The 21905-nt window shown below is 54.7% G+C and carries 26 protein-coding genes and 1 other annotated feature; of the genes, 17 read left to right on the top strand and 9 right to left on the bottom strand.

The window, feature by feature from the left end; translation table 11 throughout:
- Window positions 1–364 precede the first annotated feature (364 nt).
- Window positions 365–616, top strand: a complete 252-nt coding sequence (locus FHC52_RS18885; RefSeq protein WP_003856804.1) for a YciN family protein — start codon at window positions 365–367, stop codon at window positions 614–616.
- A gap of 34 nt (window positions 617–650) precedes the next feature.
- Here FHC52_RS18885 and sohB read toward each other — a convergent pair whose 3' ends face one another.
- A complete protein-coding gene (gene sohB / locus FHC52_RS18880; protein WP_008502812.1) occupies window positions 651–1697 on the bottom strand; it encodes a protease SohB in 1047 nt (348 codons plus the stop codon).
- Between the two features lie 251 nt (window positions 1698–1948).
- On the opposite strand from sohB, the gene FHC52_RS18875 reads away from it, so the two are divergent.
- Complete coding sequence (locus FHC52_RS18875; RefSeq protein ID WP_008502811.1) at window positions 1949–2710, top strand: YciK family oxidoreductase; 762 nt, start codon at window positions 1949–1951, stop codon at window positions 2708–2710.
- Window positions 2707–3297 (top strand): cob(I)yrinic acid a,c-diamide adenosyltransferase, encoded by a 591-nt coding sequence (gene cobO / locus FHC52_RS18870; RefSeq protein WP_023292241.1) that lies wholly within the window; start codon window positions 2707–2709, stop codon window positions 3295–3297. The genes FHC52_RS18875 and cobO overlap by 4 nt, the downstream gene beginning before the upstream one ends.
- A gap of 35 nt (window positions 3298–3332) precedes the next feature.
- On the opposite strand, the gene rluB is transcribed toward cobO, so the two are convergent.
- The 3 genes from rluB to rnm all read right to left on the bottom strand — a co-directional run bounded on the left by rluB (window position 3333) and on the right by rnm (window position 5803).
- On the bottom strand, window positions 3333–4208 hold the full coding sequence (gene rluB, locus FHC52_RS18865) for a 23S rRNA pseudouridine(2605) synthase RluB (protein WP_008502809.1): 876 nt from the start codon (window positions 4206–4208) through the stop codon (window positions 3333–3335).
- Between the two features lie 96 nt (window positions 4209–4304).
- A complete protein-coding gene (locus FHC52_RS18860; RefSeq protein ID WP_003856793.1) occupies window positions 4305–4925 on the bottom strand; it encodes an L-threonylcarbamoyladenylate synthase in 621 nt (206 codons plus the stop codon).
- A complete protein-coding gene (gene rnm / locus FHC52_RS18855) occupies window positions 4922–5803 on the bottom strand; it encodes an RNase RNM (protein ID WP_220420198.1) in 882 nt (293 codons plus the stop codon). The genes FHC52_RS18860 and rnm overlap by 4 nt, the downstream gene beginning before the upstream one ends.
- Window positions 5804–5942: 139 nt before the next feature.
- Between rnm and trpL the strand changes: the two genes are divergently transcribed.
- The 8 genes from trpL (at window position 5943) to yedF (ending at window position 14238) form a co-directional block, all read left to right on the top strand.
- Window positions 5943–5987 (top strand): trp operon leader peptide, encoded by a 45-nt coding sequence (gene trpL / locus FHC52_RS23070; RefSeq protein WP_116311720.1) that lies wholly within the window; start codon window positions 5943–5945, stop codon window positions 5985–5987.
- Window positions 5964–6057 (top strand) — a sequence feature (Trp leader region). It overlaps the preceding gene by 24 nt.
- Before the next feature lie 25 nt (window positions 6058–6082).
- Entirely contained in the window at window positions 6083–7645 is a 1563-nt protein-coding gene (locus tag FHC52_RS18845; RefSeq protein WP_008502807.1) for an anthranilate synthase component 1, read from the top strand.
- Window positions 7645–9240, top strand: a complete 1596-nt coding sequence (trpD, locus tag FHC52_RS18840) for a bifunctional anthranilate synthase glutamate amidotransferase component TrpG/anthranilate phosphoribosyltransferase TrpD (RefSeq protein ID WP_046092007.1) — start codon at window positions 7645–7647, stop codon at window positions 9238–9240. The genes FHC52_RS18845 and trpD overlap by 1 nt, the downstream gene beginning before the upstream one ends.
- Before the next feature lie 3 nt (window positions 9241–9243).
- Window positions 9244–10602, top strand: coding sequence for a bifunctional indole-3-glycerol-phosphate synthase TrpC/phosphoribosylanthranilate isomerase TrpF (gene trpCF / locus FHC52_RS18835; protein ID WP_046092006.1), 1359 nt, complete (start codon window positions 9244–9246; stop codon window positions 10600–10602).
- A 10-nt stretch (window positions 10603–10612) separates the two neighbouring features.
- Window positions 10613–11806, top strand: a complete 1194-nt coding sequence (gene trpB / locus FHC52_RS18830) for a tryptophan synthase subunit beta (RefSeq protein WP_008502804.1) — start codon at window positions 10613–10615, stop codon at window positions 11804–11806.
- Window positions 11806–12615 (top strand): tryptophan synthase subunit alpha, encoded by an 810-nt coding sequence (gene trpA / locus FHC52_RS18825; protein ID WP_046092005.1) that lies wholly within the window; start codon window positions 11806–11808, stop codon window positions 12613–12615. The genes trpB and trpA overlap by 1 nt, the downstream gene beginning before the upstream one ends.
- Window positions 12616–12796: 181 nt before the next feature.
- Window positions 12797–14008, top strand: a complete 1212-nt coding sequence (gene yedE, locus FHC52_RS18820) for a selenium metabolism membrane protein YedE/FdhT (RefSeq protein WP_008502802.1) — start codon at window positions 12797–12799, stop codon at window positions 14006–14008.
- Window positions 14005–14238: a sulfurtransferase-like selenium metabolism protein YedF gene (gene yedF, locus FHC52_RS18815; RefSeq protein WP_003856774.1), complete on the top strand. Its 234-nt coding sequence runs from the start codon at window positions 14005–14007 to the stop codon at window positions 14236–14238. Before yedE ends, yedF begins: the two co-directional genes overlap by 4 nt.
- A gap of 156 nt (window positions 14239–14394) precedes the next feature.
- Here yedF and FHC52_RS18810 read toward each other — a convergent pair whose 3' ends face one another.
- The 3 genes from FHC52_RS18810 to FHC52_RS18800 form a co-directional block, all read right to left on the bottom strand.
- The gene (locus FHC52_RS18810) at window positions 14395–14604 is read right to left on the bottom strand and encodes a hypothetical protein (protein ID WP_008502801.1); all 210 of its coding nucleotides are present in this window, start codon (window positions 14602–14604) and stop codon (window positions 14395–14397) included.
- A gap of 144 nt (window positions 14605–14748) precedes the next feature.
- A complete protein-coding gene (gene ompW / locus FHC52_RS18805; RefSeq protein ID WP_008502800.1) occupies window positions 14749–15381 on the bottom strand; it encodes an outer membrane protein OmpW in 633 nt (210 codons plus the stop codon).
- A gap of 114 nt (window positions 15382–15495) precedes the next feature.
- On the bottom strand, window positions 15496–15771 hold the full coding sequence (locus FHC52_RS18800) for a hypothetical protein (RefSeq protein ID WP_162790894.1): 276 nt from the start codon (window positions 15769–15771) through the stop codon (window positions 15496–15498).
- Between FHC52_RS18800 and FHC52_RS18795 the strand changes: the two genes are divergently transcribed.
- The 4 genes from FHC52_RS18795 to yciA all read left to right on the top strand — a co-directional run bounded on the left by FHC52_RS18795 (window position 15664) and on the right by yciA (window position 17932).
- Window positions 15664–16068, top strand: a complete 405-nt coding sequence (locus FHC52_RS18795) for a YkgJ family cysteine cluster protein (RefSeq protein ID WP_021240310.1) — start codon at window positions 15664–15666, stop codon at window positions 16066–16068. The genes FHC52_RS18800 and FHC52_RS18795 overlap by 108 nt on opposite strands.
- A gap of 25 nt (window positions 16069–16093) precedes the next feature.
- The gene (locus tag FHC52_RS18790) at window positions 16094–16837 is read left to right on the top strand and encodes a YciC family protein (protein WP_023344342.1); all 744 of its coding nucleotides are present in this window, start codon (window positions 16094–16096) and stop codon (window positions 16835–16837) included.
- A 55-nt stretch (window positions 16838–16892) separates the two neighbouring features.
- Complete coding sequence (locus FHC52_RS18785) at window positions 16893–17432, top strand: septation protein A (protein WP_046092003.1); 540 nt, start codon at window positions 16893–16895, stop codon at window positions 17430–17432.
- A 104-nt stretch (window positions 17433–17536) separates the two neighbouring features.
- Window positions 17537–17932 (top strand): acyl-CoA thioester hydrolase YciA, encoded by a 396-nt coding sequence (yciA, locus tag FHC52_RS18780; protein WP_220420197.1) that lies wholly within the window; start codon window positions 17537–17539, stop codon window positions 17930–17932.
- Window positions 17933–17970: 38 nt separating this feature from the next.
- Here the strand turns inward: yciA and tonB are convergent, their stop codons facing one another.
- The gene (gene tonB, locus FHC52_RS18775) at window positions 17971–18693 is read right to left on the bottom strand and encodes a TonB system transport protein TonB (protein ID WP_220420204.1); all 723 of its coding nucleotides are present in this window, start codon (window positions 18691–18693) and stop codon (window positions 17971–17973) included.
- Between the two features lie 220 nt (window positions 18694–18913).
- On the opposite strand from tonB, the gene FHC52_RS18770 reads away from it, so the two are divergent.
- Window positions 18914–19210 (top strand): YciI family protein, encoded by a 297-nt coding sequence (locus FHC52_RS18770; RefSeq protein WP_008502794.1) that lies wholly within the window; start codon window positions 18914–18916, stop codon window positions 19208–19210.
- A gap of 39 nt (window positions 19211–19249) precedes the next feature.
- On the opposite strand, the gene FHC52_RS18765 is transcribed toward FHC52_RS18770, so the two are convergent.
- Complete coding sequence (locus FHC52_RS18765; protein WP_126288952.1) at window positions 19250–20203, bottom strand: helix-turn-helix domain-containing GNAT family N-acetyltransferase; 954 nt, start codon at window positions 20201–20203, stop codon at window positions 19250–19252.
- A 317-nt stretch (window positions 20204–20520) separates the two neighbouring features.
- Between FHC52_RS18765 and FHC52_RS18760 the strand changes: the two genes are divergently transcribed.
- Complete coding sequence (locus tag FHC52_RS18760) at window positions 20521–21834, top strand: hypothetical protein (RefSeq protein ID WP_220420196.1); 1314 nt, start codon at window positions 20521–20523, stop codon at window positions 21832–21834.
- The last annotated feature ends 71 nt before the right edge of the window (window positions 21835–21905 follow it).

Raw genomic sequence — 21905 nt, 5'->3', positions numbered from 1 at the left:
CGCCGCACGTTGATTTCCCTTCCGCTGACGACGAGCCAATGATATTGCGACTGCGTCAGGAGATATCAACCCCTTTGTCTTACCGGGCGTTAAAGAAAAGACGCCCAGGTGATTGAGTTCTCGGGTATTTTTCTCACATCTCGTGTAATTCGTGACGAATTCCCGGTTGAATGTCAAGCAATTCTGTTGCCAGAATGACGAAAGCGCACACTCTACCTGATAAAATTCGTTACGCAACTTTATTAGCATGCAAAAGCAAATCCTGCCAGCCAGGCCCCTGCACCTTATCCCCTCACATTACAGGGAAAATTTGCCCCCAAAGCGCCCTCGGCGTAGACTATTGTCACTGTTTAAGGAGTGGATTATGCAGAATACGACCCAACCTATTGACCGAGCCTCTCTGCTTATCGAAGCAAACAAGCTTATTCGTGACCATGAAGATACGCTGGCAGGCATTGAAGCCACCGGCGTTGAGCAGCGTAATGGCGTGCTGGTTTTCAGCGGCGAATACTTCCTTGATGAACAGGGCTTACCGACCCCGAAAAGCACCGCCGTGTTTAACATGTTTAAATACCTGGCACATACGCTTTCCGAGAAATATCACCTGGTCGATTAACGTAAAACGCGAGGCATAAGCCTCGCGTTTTTGTTTACAGCAGCGGTTTTTGTCCACGCTGTAGCCAGCGGAGCAGCAGGCGGTCCGCGCTTTCTGCCGCACTGTTGGTAAAGCGGTCAAGGAGTCGCTTGCGCTGGGCAAAGCGGACGCCCACCAGTTCCCGGCCTTCCATCAGGTTGAGCAGCAGATCGTCGCTGGTTCCGACTTCATCTACAAGCCCTTTCTCCTGCGCCTGAACGCCGTACCAGTGCTCACCCGTTGCGACCTGCTCAATGTCCAGCGTCGGGCGCATACGGTGCACAAAGTCTTTAAAGAGATGATGCGTTTCGTTGAGATCCTCACGGAATTTTTGGCGCCCTTCTTCCGTGTTTTCCCCCAGCAGCGTCAGGGTGCGTTTGTACTGACCCGCAGTGTGAAGCTCGATATCAATCTCTTTATTTTTCAGGAAGCGGTTAAAGTTCGGGATCTGTGCGACCACGCCGATCGAGCCGATAATCGAGAACGGTGCGGCCACAATTTTGTCCGCCACGCAGGCCATCATGTAGCCACCACTCGCTGCCACTTTATCTACGGCCACGGTCAGCGGGATCTGTTTTTCACGCAGACGCTGCAGCTGAGAGGCCGCCAGGCCGTAGCCGTGCACCACGCCTCCCGGGCTTTCAAGACGAACAACGACCTGATCCTGCGGCGTCGCCACGGCCAGCACGGCAGTGACCTCTTCGCGCAAAGACGCGACTTCATGCGCATCCATGCTGCCTTTAAAATCGAGCACGTAAACCCGTGGCGTGACCTTATCCTGTGGCGTATTGAGCTTCGCCTTTGCCTTTGCCGCTTTGGCTTCCTGTTTATGCTTTTTCTTCTGCGCTTTGAGCCACAGCTTCTGTTGATGACTGTCAAGCAGCGCCAGAGACATCTCTTCCTGCATCTCTTTATACTGCTCGCTCAGGCGGGTGATGCGTAACTCCCCTCGCTGACGCTTGCGCTGCGTCAGGTTGACAATCAGAACGGCAACCACCGCAATGGCAATCACCACCGTCGCGATTTTCGCCAAAAACAACCCATATTGAGAAAGTAATTCCACGCGTTCCACCTTGATTTAACCACGAATCTTTCACGGCAGTGTACAACACCCCTGCCCATGCGTCTCGCTCGTGACACTACCTCTGCGAGGCGCCTTCAGGAATCCCCGGTCTGGCGTTTAAATATTTGCAAATTGTTAATTTTACAGCAATGCGTCCTGTAGACTGATTGAATTATCAGGCGAATTCGGGCATAAAGCCGAAAAGTCACAAAAGAAGGCGTGTTTAAGTCACCGTGCGCCGAGGAGTCACCTTGCATTATCAACCGCAAAAAAATCTGCTGCAGAACCGCATCATTCTTGTCACTGGGGCCAGCGACGGGATTGGCCGTGAAGCGGCGCTGACCTACGCTGAGTATGGCGCGAGCGTCATCCTGACCGGCCGCAACGAAGAAAAACTTAAAGGGGTGGCGCAGGAGATTGAAGCCGCAGGTGGGATTCCTGCTCGCTGGTACACGCTCGATCTGCTCACCTGCACGCCCGCGTCATGTCAGGAGCTTGCTCACCGCATCAGCACCCATTACCCGCGCCTGGACGGCGTACTGCATAATGCCGGCTTGCTTGGCGAAGTTCGCCCGATGGATGAACAGGATCCCGAGATCTGGCAGGAGGTCATGCAGGTCAACGTCAACGGGACGTTTTTCCTGACCCAGGCACTCCTTCCTTTATTACTCAAATCGGATTCGGGTTCACTGGTGTTCACCTCCTCCAGCGTAGGCCGTGAGGGGCGCGCAAACTGGGGTGCCTATGCCGTATCAAAATTCGCAACCGAGGGCATGATGCAGGTGTTGGCAGAGGAGTACCAAAGCCGCCATCTGCGCGTAAACTGCATTAACCCGGGCGGTACGCGCACCAAAATGCGCGCCAGCGCCTTCCCGACGGAAGACCCGCAGAAGCTGAAAACGCCGGCAGACATTATGCCGCTCTATCTCTGGCTGATGGGCGACGACAGCCGCCGCAAAACCGGGATGACCTTTGACGCCCAGCCGGGCCGTAAACCAGGAATCTCGCAATGAGTGAAGAACGTCATCAGCAGCGCCAGCAGCGTCTGAAGGAACAGGTCGATGCGCGCGTCGCGGCCGCTCAGGACGAGCGCGGGATCGTCATCGTCTTTACCGGCAACGGCAAAGGGAAAACCACGGCCGCATTCGGCACGGCGACACGCGCCGTCGGCCACGGGCAGAAGGTCGGCGTTATCCAGTTTATTAAAGGTGAGTGGCCTAACGGCGAGCGTAATCTGCTTGAGCCTCACGGCGTTGAGTTCCAAGTGATGGCGACCGGATTTACGTGGGACACCCAGAACCGCGAAACCGATACCGCAGCCTGTCTGGCCGTCTGGGAGCACGCTAAAAGAATGCTGGCCGATCCTTCACTCAATATGGTTCTGCTGGATGAAATCACGTATATGGTCGCCTACGACTATTTGCCGCTGGAAGAGGTGCTTAATGCACTGAAAAACCGTCCCGCCCATCAGACGGTCATCATCACGGGGCGCGGGTGTCATCGGGATATTCTGGAGCTGGCAGATACCGTCAGCGAGCTGCGTCCGGTTAAACATGCGTTTGATGCGGGCATCAAAGCGCAGATGGGTATTGATTACTAAAGAAAAAAGCCCGGTGTCTTCACCGGGCTTTTACATTAACCGTTGTTATTACGGCTGCCAGAGCGGCGGTTGCTGCTCACCTGGCTGTGACGCTTCACCGCACGGCGAATCTGGTTCGCCTTCATGCGGCGACGATCTTTTTCCACCGCCACTTTAGAGGTGGTTTCCGGCGTCAGACCGACCAGCTCGCGCAGATAGTTGGTCTGGGTCAGATCCAGTTCGGTATAACCCCCACGCGGCAGGCCTTTTGGCAGCAGGATGTCGCCGTAACGGACACGGATCAGGCGGCTAACCTGCACGCCTACCGCTTCCCAGAGACGACGCACCTCGCGGTTGCGGCCTTCGGTCAGGGTCACGTTGTACCACTGGTTGATGCCTTCCCCACCGGTAAATTTGATGGTTTTGAACGCCGCAGGACCGTCTTCCAGCTGAACGCCACGCGACAGGTCGCGCAGTTTATTCTCATCAACCTGGCCGAACACGCGCACCGCGTATTCACGTTCCACTTCACGGCTTGGATGCATCAGACGGTTTGCCAGTTCACCATCGGTGGTAAACAGCAGCAGACCGCAGGTGTTCACGTCCAGACGGCCAACGGCAATCCAGCGAGCGCCACGCAGTTTAGGCAGACGGTCAAACACCGTCGGGCGACCTTCCGGGTCATTGCGGGTACACAGCTCGCCTTCCGGCTTATAGTAAGCCAGCACGCGGCAGATCTGCTCAGCGGACTCTTTCACGGAGATAAGATGACCGTCGATGCGGATCTTCAGCCCCGGTACGATTTCTACGCGGTCACCCAGCGTGGCGATTTTACCGTCCACACTCACGCGGCCCGCTTCAATAATGGCTTCGATTTCACGGCGTGAACCGTGGCCGGCACGCGCCAGCACTTTCTGTAACTTCTCGCTCATTGAGCTTCCTCAGGTGTCGCCTTCACAGGCGTCGAATCAGGTCAAAAGAGGGCTGAGCCCTGCTTTGATGGCCGCGTAGTATATCTGCTTATACCATTACAAGAAAGGCTTTACGTCACCCACGCCTTCTCGAATCACTTCCGGTGCATCTTCGGTTAAGTCGACCACGGTGGTCGGCTGCTGGCCGAGATAACCGCCGTGAATAATCAGCTCGACCACCTTCTCCAGACGATCTTTGATCTCTTCCGGATCGGACTCGGTAAACTCGCTGCCCGGCAGCATCAGCGAGGTAGAGAGCATCGGTTCGCCGAGGGTTTCCAGCAGCGCCTGCGCAATCGGATTCGACGGCACGCGCATGCCGATAGTCTTACGCTTTTCCTGCAGCAGGCGGCGCGGCACCTCTTTCGTCCCTTTCAGGATGAAGGTGTAGTTGCCCGGCGTGTTGTTCTTGATCAGGCGAAACGCCACGTTATCCACATAAGCATAGGTGGAAAGCTCAGAGAGATCGCGGCACATCAGGGTAAAGTTATGGCCGTCCGGCAGCTGGCGAATACGGCAAATGCGTTCCATCGCCCCTTTATCTTCAATTTTGCAGCCCAGCGCGTAGCCTGAATCGGTCGGATAGACAATCACGCCGCCTTTGCGGACGATCTCCACGGCCTGGTTAATCAGACGTGGCTGCGGGTTGTCCGGATGGATATAGAAAAACTGACTCATACTTCCCTCTCTTCAATTTGCTGCGGCTGTTCCCAGAGCTGCCAGACCGGCTCAACGCCAGCAGGCAGCCAGAGCTTGCGCCCCAGTTCGATCCAGGCGCAGGGCTGATGGAAATCAGAACCCTGTGAGCCAAGCAGACCGTACTGTCGGGCATAGGTCGCGAGCTGCGCGCGCTCATTGGGCGCCTGCTGACACTGGGCGACTTCCATCGCCTCACCACCGTTTTCGGCAAAGTGCGCCAGCAGCCTTTTCAGCCATTTAGCAGAAAGATTATACCGCCCCGGATGGGCCAGCACGGCCTTACCGCCAGAATGATGAATCACATCAATACCTTGTTTTATTGTACACCACTGTGGCGGAACGTATCCGGTTTTCCCGCGCGCCAGATACTTTTTAAAGACATCCGCCATCGTCGTGGCTTTACCCGCCTCTACCAGAAAACGGGCGAAATGACCGCGCGTAACCGCCCCGCCGTTCGCCAGCTTTTGCGCACCTTCCAGCGCGCCAGGAATATGTGCCTTTTCCAGACGCTCGCCGATCATCTCTGCGCGCTGGTTGCGGCGCGTTTTTTGTTCTTGCAAAAACTCAATAAGTGCCGGATGGTCTATATCGATGTTCAGGCCAACGATATGAATCTCATGGTTTTCCCAGACGGTCGAAATCTCGACGCCGGGCACCAGATTGAGTGCCAGCCCGCAGCGGGCAATCTCGGCGCGCGCTGCCGGAATGGCATCCGTCGTATCGTGATCGGTTATCGCCAGCGTGCCGATGCGCATTTCAACGGCACGATGAACCAGGGCTTCGGGTGTCAGCAGGCCATCAGAGGCCTGAGTATGGCTGTGTAAATCATAAATAATCGCGTAGGTGGTATCGCTCAAAGCACTTCCCATAACAGGTTGAAGACATCCGAAACCGCCATGATACCGACTTAACGTGAAATTCTGAAATCAAGGGTTGACAACCAGCCATTGAACTAGTTAACTAGTACGCAAGTTCACACGAGAAAGGTATCTGAAAATGACAGCACATTTCACTCTGCACGGCTGGTGGCGTACTCCCTGATCTTCGGGCAGTGTCACGCGTCTGCGAAATGCAAACAGATACCCGCCCGCTACTCAGCGGGCTTTTTTTTGAACAGAATAAATGAGAACACCAACATGCAAACAGCCAAACCCCATCTCGAATTGCTGACCTGCGAGGCGGCCTATCGCCACAACCCGACCGCGCTGTTTCATCAGGTGTGCGGGGCTCGCCCGGCAACGCTGCTGCTGGAATCTGCGGACATCGACAGCAAGGACGATCTGAAAAGCCTTCTGCTGGTCGACAGCGCGTTGCGCATTACCGCCTTAGGTGACACCGTCACTATTAAGGCTTTGTCAGACAATGGCGCATCGCTGCTGCCGCTGCTGGATGCCGCCCTGCCTTCAGGCATCGAAAACGAACGTCATCCAGAAATGCGCATTCTGCATTTCCCGCCGGTTAGCCAACTGTTAGATGAAGACGCGCGCCTCTGTTCCCTGTCCGTCTTTGATGCCTTCCGCCTGCTGCAAAACCTGGTTACCGTTCCGCACGATGAGCGTGAAGCGATGTTCTTTGGCGGGCTGTTTGCTTACGACCTGGTCGCGGGATTTGAAGATTTGCCGGAAACCGAGCAGGGCAATCGCTGCCCGGACTACTGTTTCTATCTGGCCGAAACCCTGCTGGTGATCGACCATCAGAAACAATACACCCGCATTCAGGCCAGCCTGTTCACGCCTTCTGGCGCTGAGAAAACCCGTCTGGAGCACCGCATTGCCCAACTGCAGCAGCAAATGACGGAAGCGCCGCCTGCGCTACCGGTGCAGCGCGTCGAGAAGATGACCTGCGATGTGAACCAGACCGACGATCAGTACGGTGCCGTGGTTCGCCAGATGCAAAAGGCGATTCGCGCCGGGGAAATTTTCCAGGTTGTACCGTCCCGTCGCTTCTCTCTGCCCTGCCCGTCCCCGCTGGCCGCTTACGACGTGCTGAAAAAGAGCAACCCAAGCCCATACATGTTCTTTATGCAGGACAATGACTTCACGCTGTTCGGCGCCTCGCCGGAAAGCTCGCTGAAATATGACGCCACCAGCCGCCAGATTGAGATCTACCCGATCGCCGGAACCCGTCCGCGCGGACGTCGCGCCGACGGCTCGCTGGATCGCGATCTCGACAGCCGCATCGAGCTGGAAATGCGCACCGACCACAAAGAACTCTCCGAGCACCTGATGCTGGTTGACCTGGCACGTAACGATCTGGCCCGTATTTGCACCCCGGGCAGCCGCTACGTGGCGGACCTGACTAAAGTCGACCGCTATTCGTTCGTGATGCACCTGGTCTCCCGCGTGGTGGGCGAGCTGCGCCACGACCTCGACGTGCTGCACGCCTACCGCGCCTGCATGAACATGGGCACCCTGAGCGGTGCGCCGAAAGTGCGCGCCATGCAGCTGATTGCCGCCGCCGAAGGACGCCGTCGCGGCAGCTACGGCGGCGCGGTGGGCTATTTTACGGCCCACGGTGACCTCGATACCTGCATCGTGATCCGCTCCGCCTATGTCGAAGACGGTATTGCCACCGTCCAGGCGGGTGCCGGGATTGTTCTTGATTCTGTTCCGCAGTCTGAAGCTGACGAAACGCGCAGCAAAGCGCGTGCGGTCCTTCGCGCCATTGCTACCGCACACCATGCACAGGAGATTTTCTGATGGCTGACATTCTGCTGCTCGATAATATCGACTCCTTTACCTATAACCTGGCAGATCAGCTGCGTGCGAATGGACATAACGTCGTTATCTATCGCAACCACGTCCCGGCGCAGACCCTGATTGACCGTCTGGCAACCATGCAAAACCCGGTGCTGATGCTCTCCCCCGGGCCAGGCGCGCCGAGCGAAGCGGGCTGTATGCCGGAGCTGCTGACCCGCATGCGCGGCAAGCTGCCGATTATCGGCATCTGTCTCGGCCATCAGGCGATTGTGGAGGCCTACGGCGGCTACGTCGGCCAGGCAGGTGAAATCCTCCACGGTAAAGCGTCCAGCATCGAACATGACGGCCAGGCAATGTTTGCCGGGCTGCCGAATCCGCTCCCGGTCGCGCGCTATCATTCGCTGGTCGGCAGCAACATTCCGGCCGGGCTGACCATCAACGCCTCGTTTGAAGGGATGGTGATGGCGGTACGCCACGATGCGGATCGCGTCTGCGGGATGCAGTTCCACCCGGAATCTATTTTGACCTCCAATGGCGCCCGCCTGCTGGAGCAGACCCTCGACTGGGCGTTACAGAAGCTGGAGCAGACCAACACCCTGCAGCCGATTCTGGAAAAACTGTATCAGGCCCAGACCCTGAGCCAGCAGGAGAGCCACCAGCTCTTCTCCTCCGTGGTTCGCGGTGAGCTAAAGCCGGAACAGCTGGCGGCCGCGCTGGTGAGCATGAAGGTCCGCGGTGAAAGCCCGCAGGAGATCGCCGGTGCCGCTACGGCCCTGCTGGAAAATGCCGCCCCGTTCCCGCGCCCGGACTATCCGTTTGCCGATATTGTCGGTACCGGCGGTGACGGCAGCAACAGTATCAATATTTCAACCGCCAGCGCCTTTGTGGCCGCAGCGTGTGGCCTGAAGGTGGCGAAGCACGGTAACCGCAGCGTGTCCAGCCGGTCGGGCTCGTCTGATTTGCTCGCGGCATTCGGCATTAATCTCGATATGAACGCCGAACGTTCCCGTGAAGCGCTGGATGACCTGGGCGTCTGCTTCCTGTTTGCGCCGAAGTATCACACCGGTTTCCGCCACGCAATGCCGGTTCGTCAGCAGCTGAAAACCCGCACGCTGTTTAACGTGCTCGGCCCGCTGATCAACCCGGCCCATCCGCCGCTGGCGCTGATCGGTGTCTACAGTCCGGAACTGGTCCTGCCGATTGCCGAGACCCTGCGCGTGCTGGGTTACCAGCGTGCCGCCGTGGTGCACAGCGGCGGAATGGACGAAGTGTCTCTGCATGCCCCGACGCTGGTAGCCGAACTGCGCGACGGTGAAATCCTGAGCTACCAGCTCGAAGCCGCTGACTTTGGTTTAACTCCGTATCACCAGGAAGCGCTGGCAGGCGGTACCCCGGAAGAAAACCGTGACATTCTGACGCGCTTATTACAAGGTAAGGGAGAGGTCGCCCATGAGGCCGCCGTTGCCGCCAACGTCGCCATGCTGATGCGTTTGCACGGTGAGGAAGACCTTAAGGCCAACGTTCAAAAAGTTCTGGATGTACTGCGCTCCGGTGCAGCTTACGATCGCGTTACCGCACTTGCGGCAAGAGGGTAAAGAATGCAGACCGTTTTAGCGAAAATCGTTGCCGATAAGGCCATCTGGGTGGAAGCCCGCAAGCAACAGCAGCCGCTTGCCAGTTTTCAGAATGACGTCGTCCCGAGCAGCCGTCGTTTCTATGACGCCCTGCAGGGTGCGCGCACCGCGTTTATTCTTGAGTGCAAAAAAGCGTCTCCGTCTAAAGGCGTTATCCGTGACGATTTCGACCCGGCGCGTATTGCCGGCATTTATAAGCATCATGCGTCAGCCATCTCCGTGCTGACGGATGAGAAATATTTTCAGGGCAGCTTCGATTTTCTGCCGATCGTCAGCGGCATCGCGCCGCAGCCGATCCTGTGCAAAGACTTTATTATCGACCCTTATCAGATTTGGCTGGCGCGCTTTTACCAGGCCGACGCCTGCCTGCTGATGCTCTCGGTGCTTGACGACGAGCAGTATCGCCAGCTTTCTGCCGTCGCGCACAGCCTGAAAATGGGCGTGCTGACCGAAGTGAGTAATGAAGAGGAGCTGGAGCGCGCGATTGCGCTGGAAGCCAAAGTGGTCGGCATTAACAACCGCGATCTGCGTGACCTGTCCATTGACCTGAACCGCACGCGCCAGCTGGCGCCGCGTCTGGGATCTGGCGTCACGGTCATCAGCGAATCCGGCATTAACAGCTACGCCCAGGTGCGCGAGCTGAGCCACTTCGCCAACGGTTTCCTGATTGGCTCCGCCATGATGGAACATGACGATCTCAATGCGGCAGTACGTCGCGTGCTGCTGGGTGAAAACAAAGTCTGCGGTTTAACCCGCGAACAGGACGCCCAGGCCGCGTATGAAGCCGGAGCGATTTATGGCGGGCTGATTTTTGTGGATTCCTCTCCTCGCGCGGTCAGCGAAGAGCAGGCGCGTAAGGTCATCGCCGCGGCACCACTCAGCTATGTTGGCGTGTTCCGCAATGCGGATATCGCAGAGGTGGTTGAAAAAGTCGACGCGTTATCCCTGAGCGCGGTGCAGCTTCACGGCGATGAAGATCAGGCCTATATCGATGCCCTACGCGCCACGCTGGCGCCGCAGGTACAGATCTGGAAAGCGCAACGCGTTGACGATACGTTGCCCCCGCGTAACCTGAACCACGTGGATAAATACGTTCTCGATAACGGTCAAGGCGGAACCGGCCAGCGTTTTGACTGGTCCCTGCTGAACGGCGAAAAGCTGGACAACGTTCTGCTGGCGGGCGGATTAAGCCCGGATAACTGTGTAGAAGCCGCGAAAACCGGCTGCGCAGGCCTCGATTTCAATTCAGGCGTAGAGTCCCAGCCGGGTAGTAAAGATGCCAGCAAACTGGCCTCGGTTTTTAAAACTCTGCGTGCATATTAAGGAAGAGAAGATGACGACATTACTTAACCCGTATTTTGGTGAGTTCGGCGGGATGTACGTCCCGCAAATCCTGATGCCCGCGCTGCGCCAGCTGGAAGAAGCGTTTGTGAGCGCGCAGAAGGATCCGGCATTTCAGGCGGAATTTACCGACCTGCTGAAAAACTATGCAGGCCGCCCAACGGCCCTGACCAAATGCCGCAATCTGACGGAAGGCACGAAAACTACGCTGTATCTTAAGCGTGAAGACCTGCTGCACGGCGGCGCGCACAAGACTAACCAGGTGCTGGGCCAGGCGCTGCTTGCGAAGCGTATGGGCAAAACCGAAATCATCGCCGAAACCGGCGCAGGCCAGCATGGCGTGGCCTCGGCGCTCGCCAGCGCCCTGCTCGGCCTGAAATGCCGCATCTATATGGGGGCGAAAGACGTTGAGCGTCAGTCTCCAAACGTCTTCCGTATGCGTCTGATGGGTGCAGAAGTGATCCCGGTGCACAGCGGCTCCGCGACGCTGAAGGATGCCTGTAACGAAGCGCTGCGCGACTGGTCTGGCAGCTACGAAACCGCGCACTATATGCTTGGTACCGCAGCGGGCCCGCACCCGTTCCCGACCATCGTGCGTGAGTTCCAGCGCATGATCGGGGAAGAGACCAAAGCGCAGATCCTCGAAAAAGAGGGTCGTCTCCCGGATGCGGTCATCGCCTGCGTCGGCGGCGGATCTAACGCCATCGGTATGTTCGCAGACTTTATCGACGACACCCGCGTGGGTCTGATTGGCGTCGAGCCTGCGGGTCACGGCATTGAATCGGGTGAACACGGCGCGCCGCTGAAGCATGGCCGCGTGGGGATCTACTTCGGCATGAAATCCCCGATGATGCAGACCGATGAAGGCCAGATTGAAGAGTCTTACTCTATCTCCGCTGGCCTCGACTTCCCGTCCGTCGGGCCGCAGCACGCCTATCTGAACAGCACCGGTCGTGCGGACTATGTCTCCATTACCGATGACGAAGCGCTGGAAGCGTTCAAAACGCTGTGCCGCAGCGAAGGGATCATCCCGGCGCTGGAATCTTCACACGCTCTGGCCCATGCGCTGAAAATGATGAAAGACAATCCGGAAAAAGAACAGCTGCTGGTGGTCAACCTTTCCGGACGCGGTGACAAAGATATCTTCACCGTTCACGATATTCTGAAAGCACGAGGGGAAATCTGATGGAACGCTACGATAACGTATTTGCAGAACTGAAATCCCGCCAGGAAGGCGCGTTCGTTCCCTTCGTCACCCTGGGCGATCCGGGCCCTGAACAGTCGCTGAAGATCATCGACACCCTGATAGAGGCCGGTGCCGATGCGCTGGAGCTGGGGATCCCGTTCTCTGACCCGCTGGCGGATGGCCCGACTATCCAGAATGCGACGCTGCGCGCGTTTGCTTCGGGCGTGACGCCAACCCAGTGCTTCGAAATGCTGGCGGCGATCCGTCAGAAGCACCCCACTATCCCGATTGGCCTGCTGATGTACGCCAACCTCGTGTTCAACCGCGGTATCGATGAATTTTACGCCGAGTGCGCACGCGTGGGCGTCGACTCTGTTCTGGTCGCCGACGTGCCGGTCGAGGAGTCCGCGCCGTTCCGCCAGGCGGCGATGCGTCACAACGTCGCCCCGATTTTCATCTGCCCGCCGAATGCCGATGACACACTGCTGCGCCAGATAGCCTCTTACGGGCGCGGTTACACGTATCTGCTCTCCCGCGCAGGCGTGACCGGTGTCGAGAATAAAGCGGCCCTGCCGCTGCATCATCTGGTGGAAAAGCTGGCCGAGTACCATGCCGCGCCGCCGCTGCAGGGCTTCGGGATCTCATCTCCGGATCAGGTCACCGCGGCGATTGACGCGAAGGCCGCGGGTGCCATTTCCGGCTCTGCGATTGTGAAGATCATCGAGAAGAACGTGGACAAGCCCGAGCAGATGCTGGCCGAGCTGAAGGCGTTTGTGACCGCCATGAAGGCGGCGACGCGTAAAGTCTGACCCCTCCACCGTCTGGCACCCTTGCCAGACGGTTACCCTTTCTTCCCCGCCTTCAACAAAGGATTACGTCAAAATTGATCCTATCGATATTTTCGGTGTGAATGGCTTTTCAAACTGTCATGTAAGCGTATGATCTGGACTCTTTTTTATCTTTAATCCTTCTGAGTTCAGAGGCTTATTCATGTCATGGCAATCCTTCAAACAGGCTTACCTGGTTAAGTTCTGGTCACCCGTTCCGGCCGTTATCGCGGCAGGCATTCTCTCTACTTATTATTTTGGCATTACCGGTACCTTCTGGGCCGTGACCGGCGAGTTTACCCGCTGGGGTGGACAGCTGCTGCAGCTCGCAGGGGTGCACGCCGAAGAGTGGGGATACTTTAAGCTCATCCACCTCGACGGTACGCCGCTCACCCGTATTGACGGGATGATGATCATCGGCATGTTCGGCGGCTGCTTCGCTGCCGCGCTGTGGGCAAACAACGTTAAGTTGCGTATGCCCAAAAGCCGGATCCGCATTTTGCAGGCGGTTGTCGGCGGCATGATTGCCGGATTCGGCGCGCGTCTGGCGATGGGGTGTAACCTTGCCGCCTTCTTTACCGGGATCCCGCAGTTTTCGCTTCACGCCTGGTTCTTTGCCGTCGCCACGGCCATCGGCTCTTACTTTGGCGCAAAATTCACCCTGCTGCCGCTGTTTCGTATTCCAGTGAAAATGACAAAAGTCAGCGCAGCATCTCCGTTAACCCAGAAGCCCTCTCAGGCCCGCCGCCGTTTCCGCCTCGGAATGCTGGTCTTTTTCGCCATGGTGGCATGGGCACTCTGCACCGCCCTGAACCAGCCTAAGCTCGGTCTGGCGATGCTGTTCGGCGTGGGTTTTGGTCTACTCATTGAACGCGCGCAGATCTGCTTCACCTCCGCGTTTCGCGATATGTGGATCACCGGGCGCACGATGATGGCGAAGGCGATTATCGCCGGGATGGCGGTCAGCGCCATCGGCATCTTCAGCTATGTTCAACTGGGCGTCGAACCAAAAATCATGTGGGCCGGTCCTAACGCGGTCATTGGCGGCCTTCTGTTCGGCTTCGGGATCGTGCTGGCTGGCGGGTGTGAAACCGGCTGGATGTATCGCGCCGTCGAAGGCCAGGTGCACTACTGGTGGGTGGGGCTGGGCAATGTGATTGGCTCGACGATCCTGGCGTACTGCTGGGATGACGTGTCACCCGTCCTGGCCACCCGCTGGGATAAGGTCAACCTGCTGAATACCTTCGGGCCTCTCGGCGGCCTGCTCGTCACCTACGCCCTGCTGTTGGTCGCTTTTTTACTGGTCGTCGCACAGGAGAGACGTTTCTTCCGCCGTGCGGGCGTTAAAACAGAAACGCAGGAGAATGCAGCATGAAAGAGATCGTGCCTGATTATCGTCTGGATATGGTTGGCGAGCCCTGTCCATATCCGGCGGTGGCTACGCTTGAAGCGCTGCCGCAGCTTAAGAAAGGTGAAATTCTGGAGGTGGTCAGCGACTGCCCGCAGTCCATCAACAACATACCGCTGGATGCGAAAAACCACGGTTATACGGTGCTGGATATCCAGCAGGATGGCCCAACCATTCGCTATCTGATTCAAAAATGATCGCTAAGGGCCTCGTCAGGGGCCTTTAGCGCATTGAATTATAAGACATCTTGATCCACGGCAAAAACGTTATTTATGACTTAAGTAAAATCTCAATACCCTTTTGAAAGAGGTTTTCGCGGTTTGATGTATTTACGAGCTTTACTGGTCTTCGCCTTATTGATTCCCTTCCACGCGCTGTCCCTGAATTTCTCTTCTACTTTCCTGCGTCTTAATTGTCCGCAAAGAGGACTTGTCGAGGTTATTCTGCACGTTTATGACCACACTCAGGAACGGTGGCGCGGCCATTTTGAAACCGGTGCGGGGCATAAACGTGCGGGTGATACCGAAATGATCCCGTTTGCCAACGGCGATATTCTCTTCCATTCCGTATCCAGCGACGCTTTCAGCTATTTATATGATGGGGAAACGATCCTGAGGCACTGCGTAAAGCTGGATGAGCGGCCGGTTTATCCGTCGTTTTGACGTGAGCAAAGCAAACTGGCCACCCTGTGGCCAGTTTGACGGGGATCAGAAACGATAACCCGCAGAGAACATAAACACCCACGGATCCAGACGAGTGCTGATACTTTGCTGCTGGCCGCCCGCCTTGAAGCGTACGTCCGTATCAATATCCATGTACCAGACCGAGGCGTTGATCAGCCAGTCGCGGTTAATCAGATAATCCAGGCCAACCTGCCCCGCCATGCCCCACGAATCTTTCAGGCTGAGATCCGTCAGACCCGCCTCTTTACCGGTATCGTTGAATTTCTCATCAAAGAAGGTGGTGTAGTTCACACCGGCGCCAATATATGGACGCACCTTGCTGCTTGAGTCGCCGAAGTACCACTGCGCCATCAGCGTTGGCGGTAAATGGTGAACCGTGGCGATATCACCGGTTGGCCCGAGGCCCACGCGATGACGGAACGGTGTTGCGGCCAGAAGCTCAACGCCCACGTTATCCGTCGCCATATAGGTGAAGGTTAAACCTAACTGGGTGTTATTACTGACGTTAAAACCGCCCATTCCCAGCACGTTATCCGAACCTTCAGTTGGGCGAGCCGTAGCCGAACCGGCACGAATAAAGAATTCGCCTGCTTCATGCGCATACGCGCCGCCAGAGAGACTGCTTAATACAAGGGCTGCCACCGCTAATTTTTTCATATCCGCTCCATCGTTGTGGTTTTAATCGCGGATGAGAATATACTCACAAAAGAGTAATAAGTGATCTGCCACAGATCACATTAAAACCAGTAACTTAACATTCATTGATCTGGATTAATTTTTTGTTACGCACTCAAAACCAATAAGTTGTTTCCATGTCAATTTTTGGCATTTCACGGTTACAAAATTTTCCCTTTTCCCCCTCTTGCTCTTCCTCTGGCGGCTGGATAATTTATCGCTCTCACAAATTGATTTGATGCGTTCTTCTTTTGCAGGTGTGCCATGAGTGATATCAACCCGTGCATGACGTGCGGAGCCTGTTGTGCGTATTTTCGAGTCTCTTTCTACTGGGCCGAAGCCAGCGATGGCGGTGGTACCGTTCCGGTTCATCTTACCGAGCCGTTAACCCCCTTTTTGCGCTGCATGAGCGGCACGAACCAAAAGCAGGCCCGCTGTGTGGCGCTACAGGGTGAGCCTGGGGTCTCGACCCGATGTTCCATCTATGAGGATCGCCCTAGCCCGTGCCGGGAATTTGCCATGTCGGGGGAAGATGGCCAGGTCAACGAAGCCTGTAACCGCGCCCGCGCGCGGGTTGGATTACCGCCGCTTTACAAAGATATGCTTTTCCATACAAGCCTTGATGCTGCCACAGCAGGTGCATCCGGTGTACAATTGCCGGCTAATTAACACCTGCAATACTCAAGGAGAGTGCATGTCTATCACGGCGAAGTCTGTCTACCGTGACACGGGAAACTTTTTCCGCAATCAGTTCATTACCTTTTTACTGATCGCGTTGCTTTGCGCCTTTATCACGGTGGTGCTGGGCCATGCCTTCTCACCGAGTGAAGAACAGATTGCCAGCCTGAGCCAGGGCGACCATCTTGCGGGTAGCGTGGGGTTGTTTGAGCTGGTGCAAAATATGACGCCGGAGCAGCAGCAAATCCTGCTGCGCGCCTCTGCCGCGTCCACGTTCTCAGGCCTGATTGGTAATGCAATTCTGGCGGGCGGCGTTTTGCTGATGATTCAGCTGGTATCGGCGGGTCACCGCGTCAGCGCCTTACGGGCGATTGGTGCGAGTGCACCGGTCTTACCTAAGCTGTTTATCCTGATCTTTTTAACCACGATGCTGGTGCAAATGGGGATTATGCTGGTCGTGGTGCCGGGCGTTTTACTGGCTATCGTGCTCGCATTTGCGCCGGTGATGATTGTGCAGGATAAGATGGGAATTTTTACCGCGATGCGCAGCAGCATCAGACTGGCATGGGCTAATATGCGTCTGGTGGCGCCCGCCGTGATCGGCTGGCTGCTGGCCAAAACGCTCCTGTTATTGTTTGCACCGAATTTTGCGGTATTAACGCCTAACGTCGGCGCCGTGGTGGCGAATACGCTGAGCAATCTCATTTCAGCGGTACTGCTCGTCTATCTGTTCCGCCTGTATATGTTAATTCGTCAGTAATCCCGAGGCGGGGGCATCGCTGTCTCCCGCCCCGCTCAGAAGATGGAATCACAGAATGAAGCAGTTTCTTGATTTTTTACCGCTCGCGGTGTTTTTCGCTGTCTATAAGTTGTACGACATTTTTACTGCAACAAAAGCATTAATCGTTGTGACCGCCGTTGTGCTGATCTACAGCTGGATTCGCTATCGCAAAGTCGAAAAAATGGCGCTTATCACGTTCGTTTTAGTAGCGGTGTTCGGTGGATTGACCATTGCCTTTCATGATGTTGAATTTATTAAGTGGAAGGTGACTGTTATTTATGCGTTGTTTGCAGCAGCATTACTGTTCAGTCAATGGTTCATGAAAAAGCCCCTTATCCAGAGCATGTTAGGTAAAGAACTAACGCTGCCGCAGGTGGTCTGGTCGCGTCTGAATACTGCCTGGGCAATCTTCTTTATTCTCTGCGGTCTCGCTAATATCTATATCGCCTTCTGGCTGCCGCAGGATATCTGGGTCAACTTTAAGGTCTTTGGCCTGACCGCGCTGACGCTTATCTTCACGCTGTTAAGCGGCGTATACATCTATCGTCATATGCCGCAGGACGACAACCACTGATTACTGACTGACCAGAACGTCAACGACGGGCGTTCTGGTCTATTCTCTCCGCACGCGAATCATAGTAGCATCCCGCCTGAAGTCTTCCGTTACGAGTTAAAACAATGACAACAACTAACGCCCCTCAGGGCGAACTGGTTTTACGCACACTGGCAATGCCCGCTGACACCAATGCCAATGGCGATATTTTTGGCGGCTGGCTGATGTCGCAGATGGATATGGGCGGCGCAATTCTGGCAAAAGAGATTGCCCACGGGCGCGTGGTCACCGTGAGAGTGGACGGCATGACCTTCCTGCGCCCGGTTGCGGTAGGTGATGTGGTTTGCTGCTACGCGCGCTGCGTGAAGCGCGGTAATACCTCCATTTCCATCAACATCGAAGTCTGGGTGAAGAAAGTCTCTTCTGAGCCGATTGGGCAACGCTATAAGGCCACTGAAGCGTTGTTTATTTATGTCGCCGTGGACAGCGAGGGTAAACCTCGTCAGCTTCCGCAGCCCTGATCGACAGGCAAAAAAAAGCCTCCTTTCGGAGGCTTTTTTTATTCCATCTGCGCCCCGCCGTTCAGGCGGAAAACAATATTGACGATCAATCCGCTGCCCGGCTTGCCTGACTCATAGCGCCATCTGCGCATGGCAGATTTCACTTCGCGCTCAAACATATTAGAAGGTTGCGCAGACAAGATTTCCACGTTATCCACGCGGCCATCCGCAGTTACGTCAAATTTCACCCGTACGCGCCCTTCAATACGCAAGGCCTGAGCTCGCGCCGGATACTGAGGCTGATTGCGGCTTACGGCGCGCGGGCCCGCTGGCGCGGTTACGGTTGGCTTTGACGTCGTTGCCGTATTGTTCATCACCGGACGTGAAGGCGCTGCATTTTCGACCGGCTGGGTCGCGCGCGGTTCAACCGGACGTTCCTCGCGTTTCGGACGCTCCTCGACCTTCTTCACCGGCTTTGGCTTCGGCTTAGGTTTTGGCTTCGGTTCAGGTTTGTGGATCACCACCGGGGCTTCCTTCGGTGGCTCCGGAACGGGCTCGGGTTCTGGCTCCGGTTCAGCCACCGGCTGTGGCGGCGGAGGGGCAACCTGCGGCGGTTCAAGATCCGCTGGCGAGACCATCGTCACCGAGATCGGCTGCGCGGGCGCGGGCATTTCAATAACCTGATGAACCGAGGTATACAGCAGACCCGCCACAACGGCACCGTGAATCACGACAGAAAGCAGCGTCGGCCAGGGAAAGCGGCGAGGTAAATCAAGGGTCATCGAAGTCATAGTCATCAACGTTAAAAAACCGAACCCTGATTTTAAATGCAAATAGCAATCATATTCAATAAGACACTTTGCTCTGACGCAATTTTAGCGCCCAAGAGGCCAAAAAAGGCGCATACAGATCAGGGTATTAACATTGTTTTTATTTTACATTGCAGTCGTTTGCCCTTTCACATAACGTAACTGACACTTTTATCGGTTAAGGAGCTTCGCCGTGTTTTACGTGATTTACTCTGAAGATGTTGCTGATTCGCTCGAAAAACGCCAGTCTGTGCGCCCTGCGCATCTGGCACGTTTGCAGTTGCTTCAGGATGAAGGCCGATTACTGACCGCTGGCCCCATGCCCGCAGTAGACAGCAACGATCCGGGTGCTGCCGGTTTCTCCGGCTCCACGGTCATTGCTGAGTTTGAATCCCAGGAAGCCGCTCAGGCCTGGGCAGACGCAGACCCGTACGTTGCAGCGGGCGTGTATGCAAAAGTGACGGTCAGACCGTACAAGAAAGTGTTCTGATACCAAAGCGGCTCCGAAAGGAGCCTTTTTTAGGCGCGATTACGCCCCTCTGTACCGGGTAAACTGCTGCTCTGTAATCAGGCTCCCCCACTGGTCGCCTTCCCACTCCTTTACCAGCGTAAACCCAAACGACTCGTACAGACGCCGGGCGGCGGTCAGCTTATTGAACGTCCAGAGGTGCACGGCAGAAAAACCGGCACTGTCGCAGAACCGCATCGCTTCATTCAACAGTTTTTTCCCCACGCCGTGTCCCCGGCAGCCATCATCAAGAATAAACCAGCGAAGATGGGCTTCACCCGGCGCCAGATCCTCGCCATCGATCGCCACCGAGCCGACAATTTTGTCGTTGAGCACTGCCAGCCAAATCTGGTTACAGGGCTTCTCCAGTCTTTCACTAAACTCAGCCAGCCCCGAAGCCACTTTGGCCTCGAAGAAGCGACCAAAATTATGCTCCCGCGAATAATAACTGCCATGCATCTCCGCGATACGGCCAATCATGCCCGGGATATACCCCTGCACTATCTTCAGCTCATCGGGCTTCATATCGTTGCCCACCTCCCGACACGCCAGCAGCGCGTTGGCATAAAGGGAGAGACCCTCAGAAATGGTCAGCTGCTGGGCAGGAGCAAGACGCTTTATTGCTGTGACCACGCGCTCATTGCTGAAGGCATTAATTTTGCTGACCGTCTCGTGACCTTTCGCGGTCAGCCTGAGGCTCTTTGCTCTCGCATCCTCGGTAGAAATGACCTCCTCGAGTTCGCCGGCGGCAATCAGGCGAGCCAGCATCCGGCTGACGCTGGACTTTTCCAGGCCCAGCAGCTGTACCAGCTGACTCGCCGTCATCTCTTTTCGTAGGGCAATTTCGACCAGAGTATGGACGGCCGAAGGCGAATAATTCGTTGAGGCCAGGGTAGAACCCATAAAACCTAACTCTCGCACCATCAGGCGCGAGGAACGTCGAATAACACTGACTACCGGGGTTTCGCTGTGCATATTATGCCCTCACCATTTAGTTGTACTATACAACTAAATGGTGAGGGATTGTCAAACACAATGAAAAAAGGCTCCCGCAGGAGCTTTTCAAAACGCTTCAAAACAATGAAATAAAAGGATTTATTTCAGGTCGCGTCCACAAATTGACCACATCGATACGCTGAGCCCCGCAAACGTGGGGCTTGTTTGATTTAGCGAAAATGACTACCGTGCTCATTTTTGTAGTTTACTGAGATAAAAATAGTTAAGGAAATGTCCTGATTTATGTAATATTCCTCCTTGAATCTTACATTTAACTATCATTTCCTGAGGAAATCATGAGCATAATTGAAGAATGGAAACGCAAATTTCATGAAGCCAAAACTCAAGCCTACCTAACCAAAAACATAAAAAAATTCAAAGGGCTTCACAAAGAGCAATCTCAAAGAGCATCATATTTCGTTGAAATGGAAAAACTAATACAAGAACTAGGAATTTCCAACCCACATGAAAAATCCGCTTTGAGCATTGAGCCAACACACCCAGTCCAGCATAAATACATGGATAGAGAGTTTGCAAAACTAAATAACTACCCTCCAATTATTAAAGATTATAAGAAATATAAGCTAACGTTAATCTCCCTTGAGATGATCAAACAATACTCACCTAACTCAGATGCAATTCATATTATCAACTCAGGTAAAAATTCTCCCTTATATCTTTTAGACAATCTTTATGGTTTCGTCTTCCTGCCAGAGAAGAATAAAATAGCTAACCACTGCTTAGCAATCGACACTTGGAAAGCACATTTAAAAACGATGCCAACAGGTCTTTCAAAAAAACTATGGGAAAAACGTGCAGATAATATGCTTTCAGGGGGAGCTTTTGCTGCAAGAATTTTACTAAAGAACATCATTCCTGATGAACCCGATCGGATGATTCAACCAACCCCACCCGTAATTCAGGTTGATTCTGAAGAAGAGTTATTTGAATTCTTAGAAAAACTTCGCGATAACTCAAAACATATCCCTGATATGAAATTCTGGTTTCGCGGTCAAAACAAGGATTATCTGACTCCCGACAGAAAAAAACTCAGTCTGACAGGGATAACACCATATTGCAATATTCAAGACTCAGACTTCACGCCTTCGTTATACAGGCATTATGATAGTTTTATAGATTCCCCTGAACGTTATGAGGATCTTGTATTAGAACTAGCAAAATGGACAAGTCATGCAAATCAGATATTATCCCCGCAAGTTTATGATGAACTCATAAGAGGAAAGAAAGGGGTGGCATCTGTAGATGAGTTAGGATTAAAATCCTATCAAAAGGGTTTGATTTTGCAACAATACGGGGCACCATCAGCTTATTTAGACATTACCTCTGATGTTAATGTAGCCATTTGGTTTGCCACTAATAAATGCAACATGCAAAATAATAAAATGTCTTATGGCAAATATCAATTCAATTACACCAATAGTAGCCCTGAAGATTGGCCAACAATATTTATCTTCCCATTAGTTAAAGGCATCCACCCTCATTTAAATCTTAACGAAATATTTTCCAACTTCAAGAACGAAAGACCCGCCAGACAGAAATGCGGTCTACTAGGGAAGGTGCGAATAAGCGGGGAAATTCTTCTCGGCTGACTCAGTCATTTCATTTCTTCATGTTTGAGCCGATTTTTTCTCCCGTAAATGCCTTGAATCAGCCTATTTAG

Source organism: Enterobacter sp. EC_64, assembly GCF_019584165.1.
Classification (GTDB): Bacteria; Pseudomonadota; Gammaproteobacteria; order Enterobacterales; family Enterobacteriaceae; genus Enterobacter; species Enterobacter roggenkampii.
The sequence above is the reverse complement of the archived record's forward strand: the minus strand, read 5'-3'. Positions and strand labels throughout refer to the sequence as shown.

Coding starts and splice junctions, on each gene's coding strand:
- FHC52_RS18795 (WP_021240310.1), top strand. CDS start 15,664: ATGAGTGATATCAACCCGTGCATGACGTGCGGAGCCTGTTGTGCGTAT.
- FHC52_RS18860 (WP_003856793.1), bottom strand. CDS start 4,925: ATGAGTCAGTTTTTCTATATCCATCCGGACAACCCGCAGCCACGTCTG.
- yedF (WP_003856774.1), top strand. CDS start 14,005: ATGAAAGAGATCGTGCCTGATTATCGTCTGGATATGGTTGGCGAGCCC.
- trpA (WP_046092005.1), top strand. CDS start 11,806: ATGGAACGCTACGATAACGTATTTGCAGAACTGAAATCCCGCCAGGAA.
- tonB (WP_220420204.1), bottom strand. CDS start 18,693: ATGACCCTTGATTTACCTCGCCGCTTTCCCTGGCCGACGCTGCTTTCT.
- FHC52_RS18800 (WP_162790894.1), bottom strand. CDS start 15,771: ATGAACCGGAACGGTACCACCGCCATCGCTGGCTTCGGCCCAGTAGAA.
- trpCF (WP_046092006.1), top strand. CDS start 9,244: ATGCAGACCGTTTTAGCGAAAATCGTTGCCGATAAGGCCATCTGGGTG.
- FHC52_RS18785 (WP_046092003.1), top strand. CDS start 16,893: ATGAAGCAGTTTCTTGATTTTTTACCGCTCGCGGTGTTTTTCGCTGTC.
- cobO (WP_023292241.1), top strand. CDS start 2,707: ATGAGTGAAGAACGTCATCAGCAGCGCCAGCAGCGTCTGAAGGAACAG.
- FHC52_RS18760 (WP_220420196.1), top strand. CDS start 20,521: ATGAGCATAATTGAAGAATGGAAACGCAAATTTCATGAAGCCAAAACT.
- FHC52_RS18790 (WP_023344342.1), top strand. CDS start 16,094: ATGTCTATCACGGCGAAGTCTGTCTACCGTGACACGGGAAACTTTTTC.
- FHC52_RS18885 (WP_003856804.1), top strand. CDS start 365: ATGCAGAATACGACCCAACCTATTGACCGAGCCTCTCTGCTTATCGAA.
- yciA (WP_220420197.1), top strand. CDS start 17,537: ATGACAACAACTAACGCCCCTCAGGGCGAACTGGTTTTACGCACACTG.
- FHC52_RS18765 (WP_126288952.1), bottom strand. CDS start 20,203: ATGCACAGCGAAACCCCGGTAGTCAGTGTTATTCGACGTTCCTCGCGC.
- ompW (WP_008502800.1), bottom strand. CDS start 15,381: ATGAAAAAATTAGCGGTGGCAGCCCTTGTATTAAGCAGTCTCTCTGGC.
- trpD (WP_046092007.1), top strand. CDS start 7,645: ATGGCTGACATTCTGCTGCTCGATAATATCGACTCCTTTACCTATAAC.
- FHC52_RS18845 (WP_008502807.1), top strand. CDS start 6,083: ATGCAAACAGCCAAACCCCATCTCGAATTGCTGACCTGCGAGGCGGCC.
- yedE (WP_008502802.1), top strand. CDS start 12,797: ATGTCATGGCAATCCTTCAAACAGGCTTACCTGGTTAAGTTCTGGTCA.
- FHC52_RS18810 (WP_008502801.1), bottom strand. CDS start 14,604: ATGGAAGAGAATATCGCCGTTGGCAAACGGGATCATTTCGGTATCACC.
- rluB (WP_008502809.1), bottom strand. CDS start 4,208: ATGAGCGAGAAGTTACAGAAAGTGCTGGCGCGTGCCGGCCACGGTTCA.
- trpB (WP_008502804.1), top strand. CDS start 10,613: ATGACGACATTACTTAACCCGTATTTTGGTGAGTTCGGCGGGATGTAC.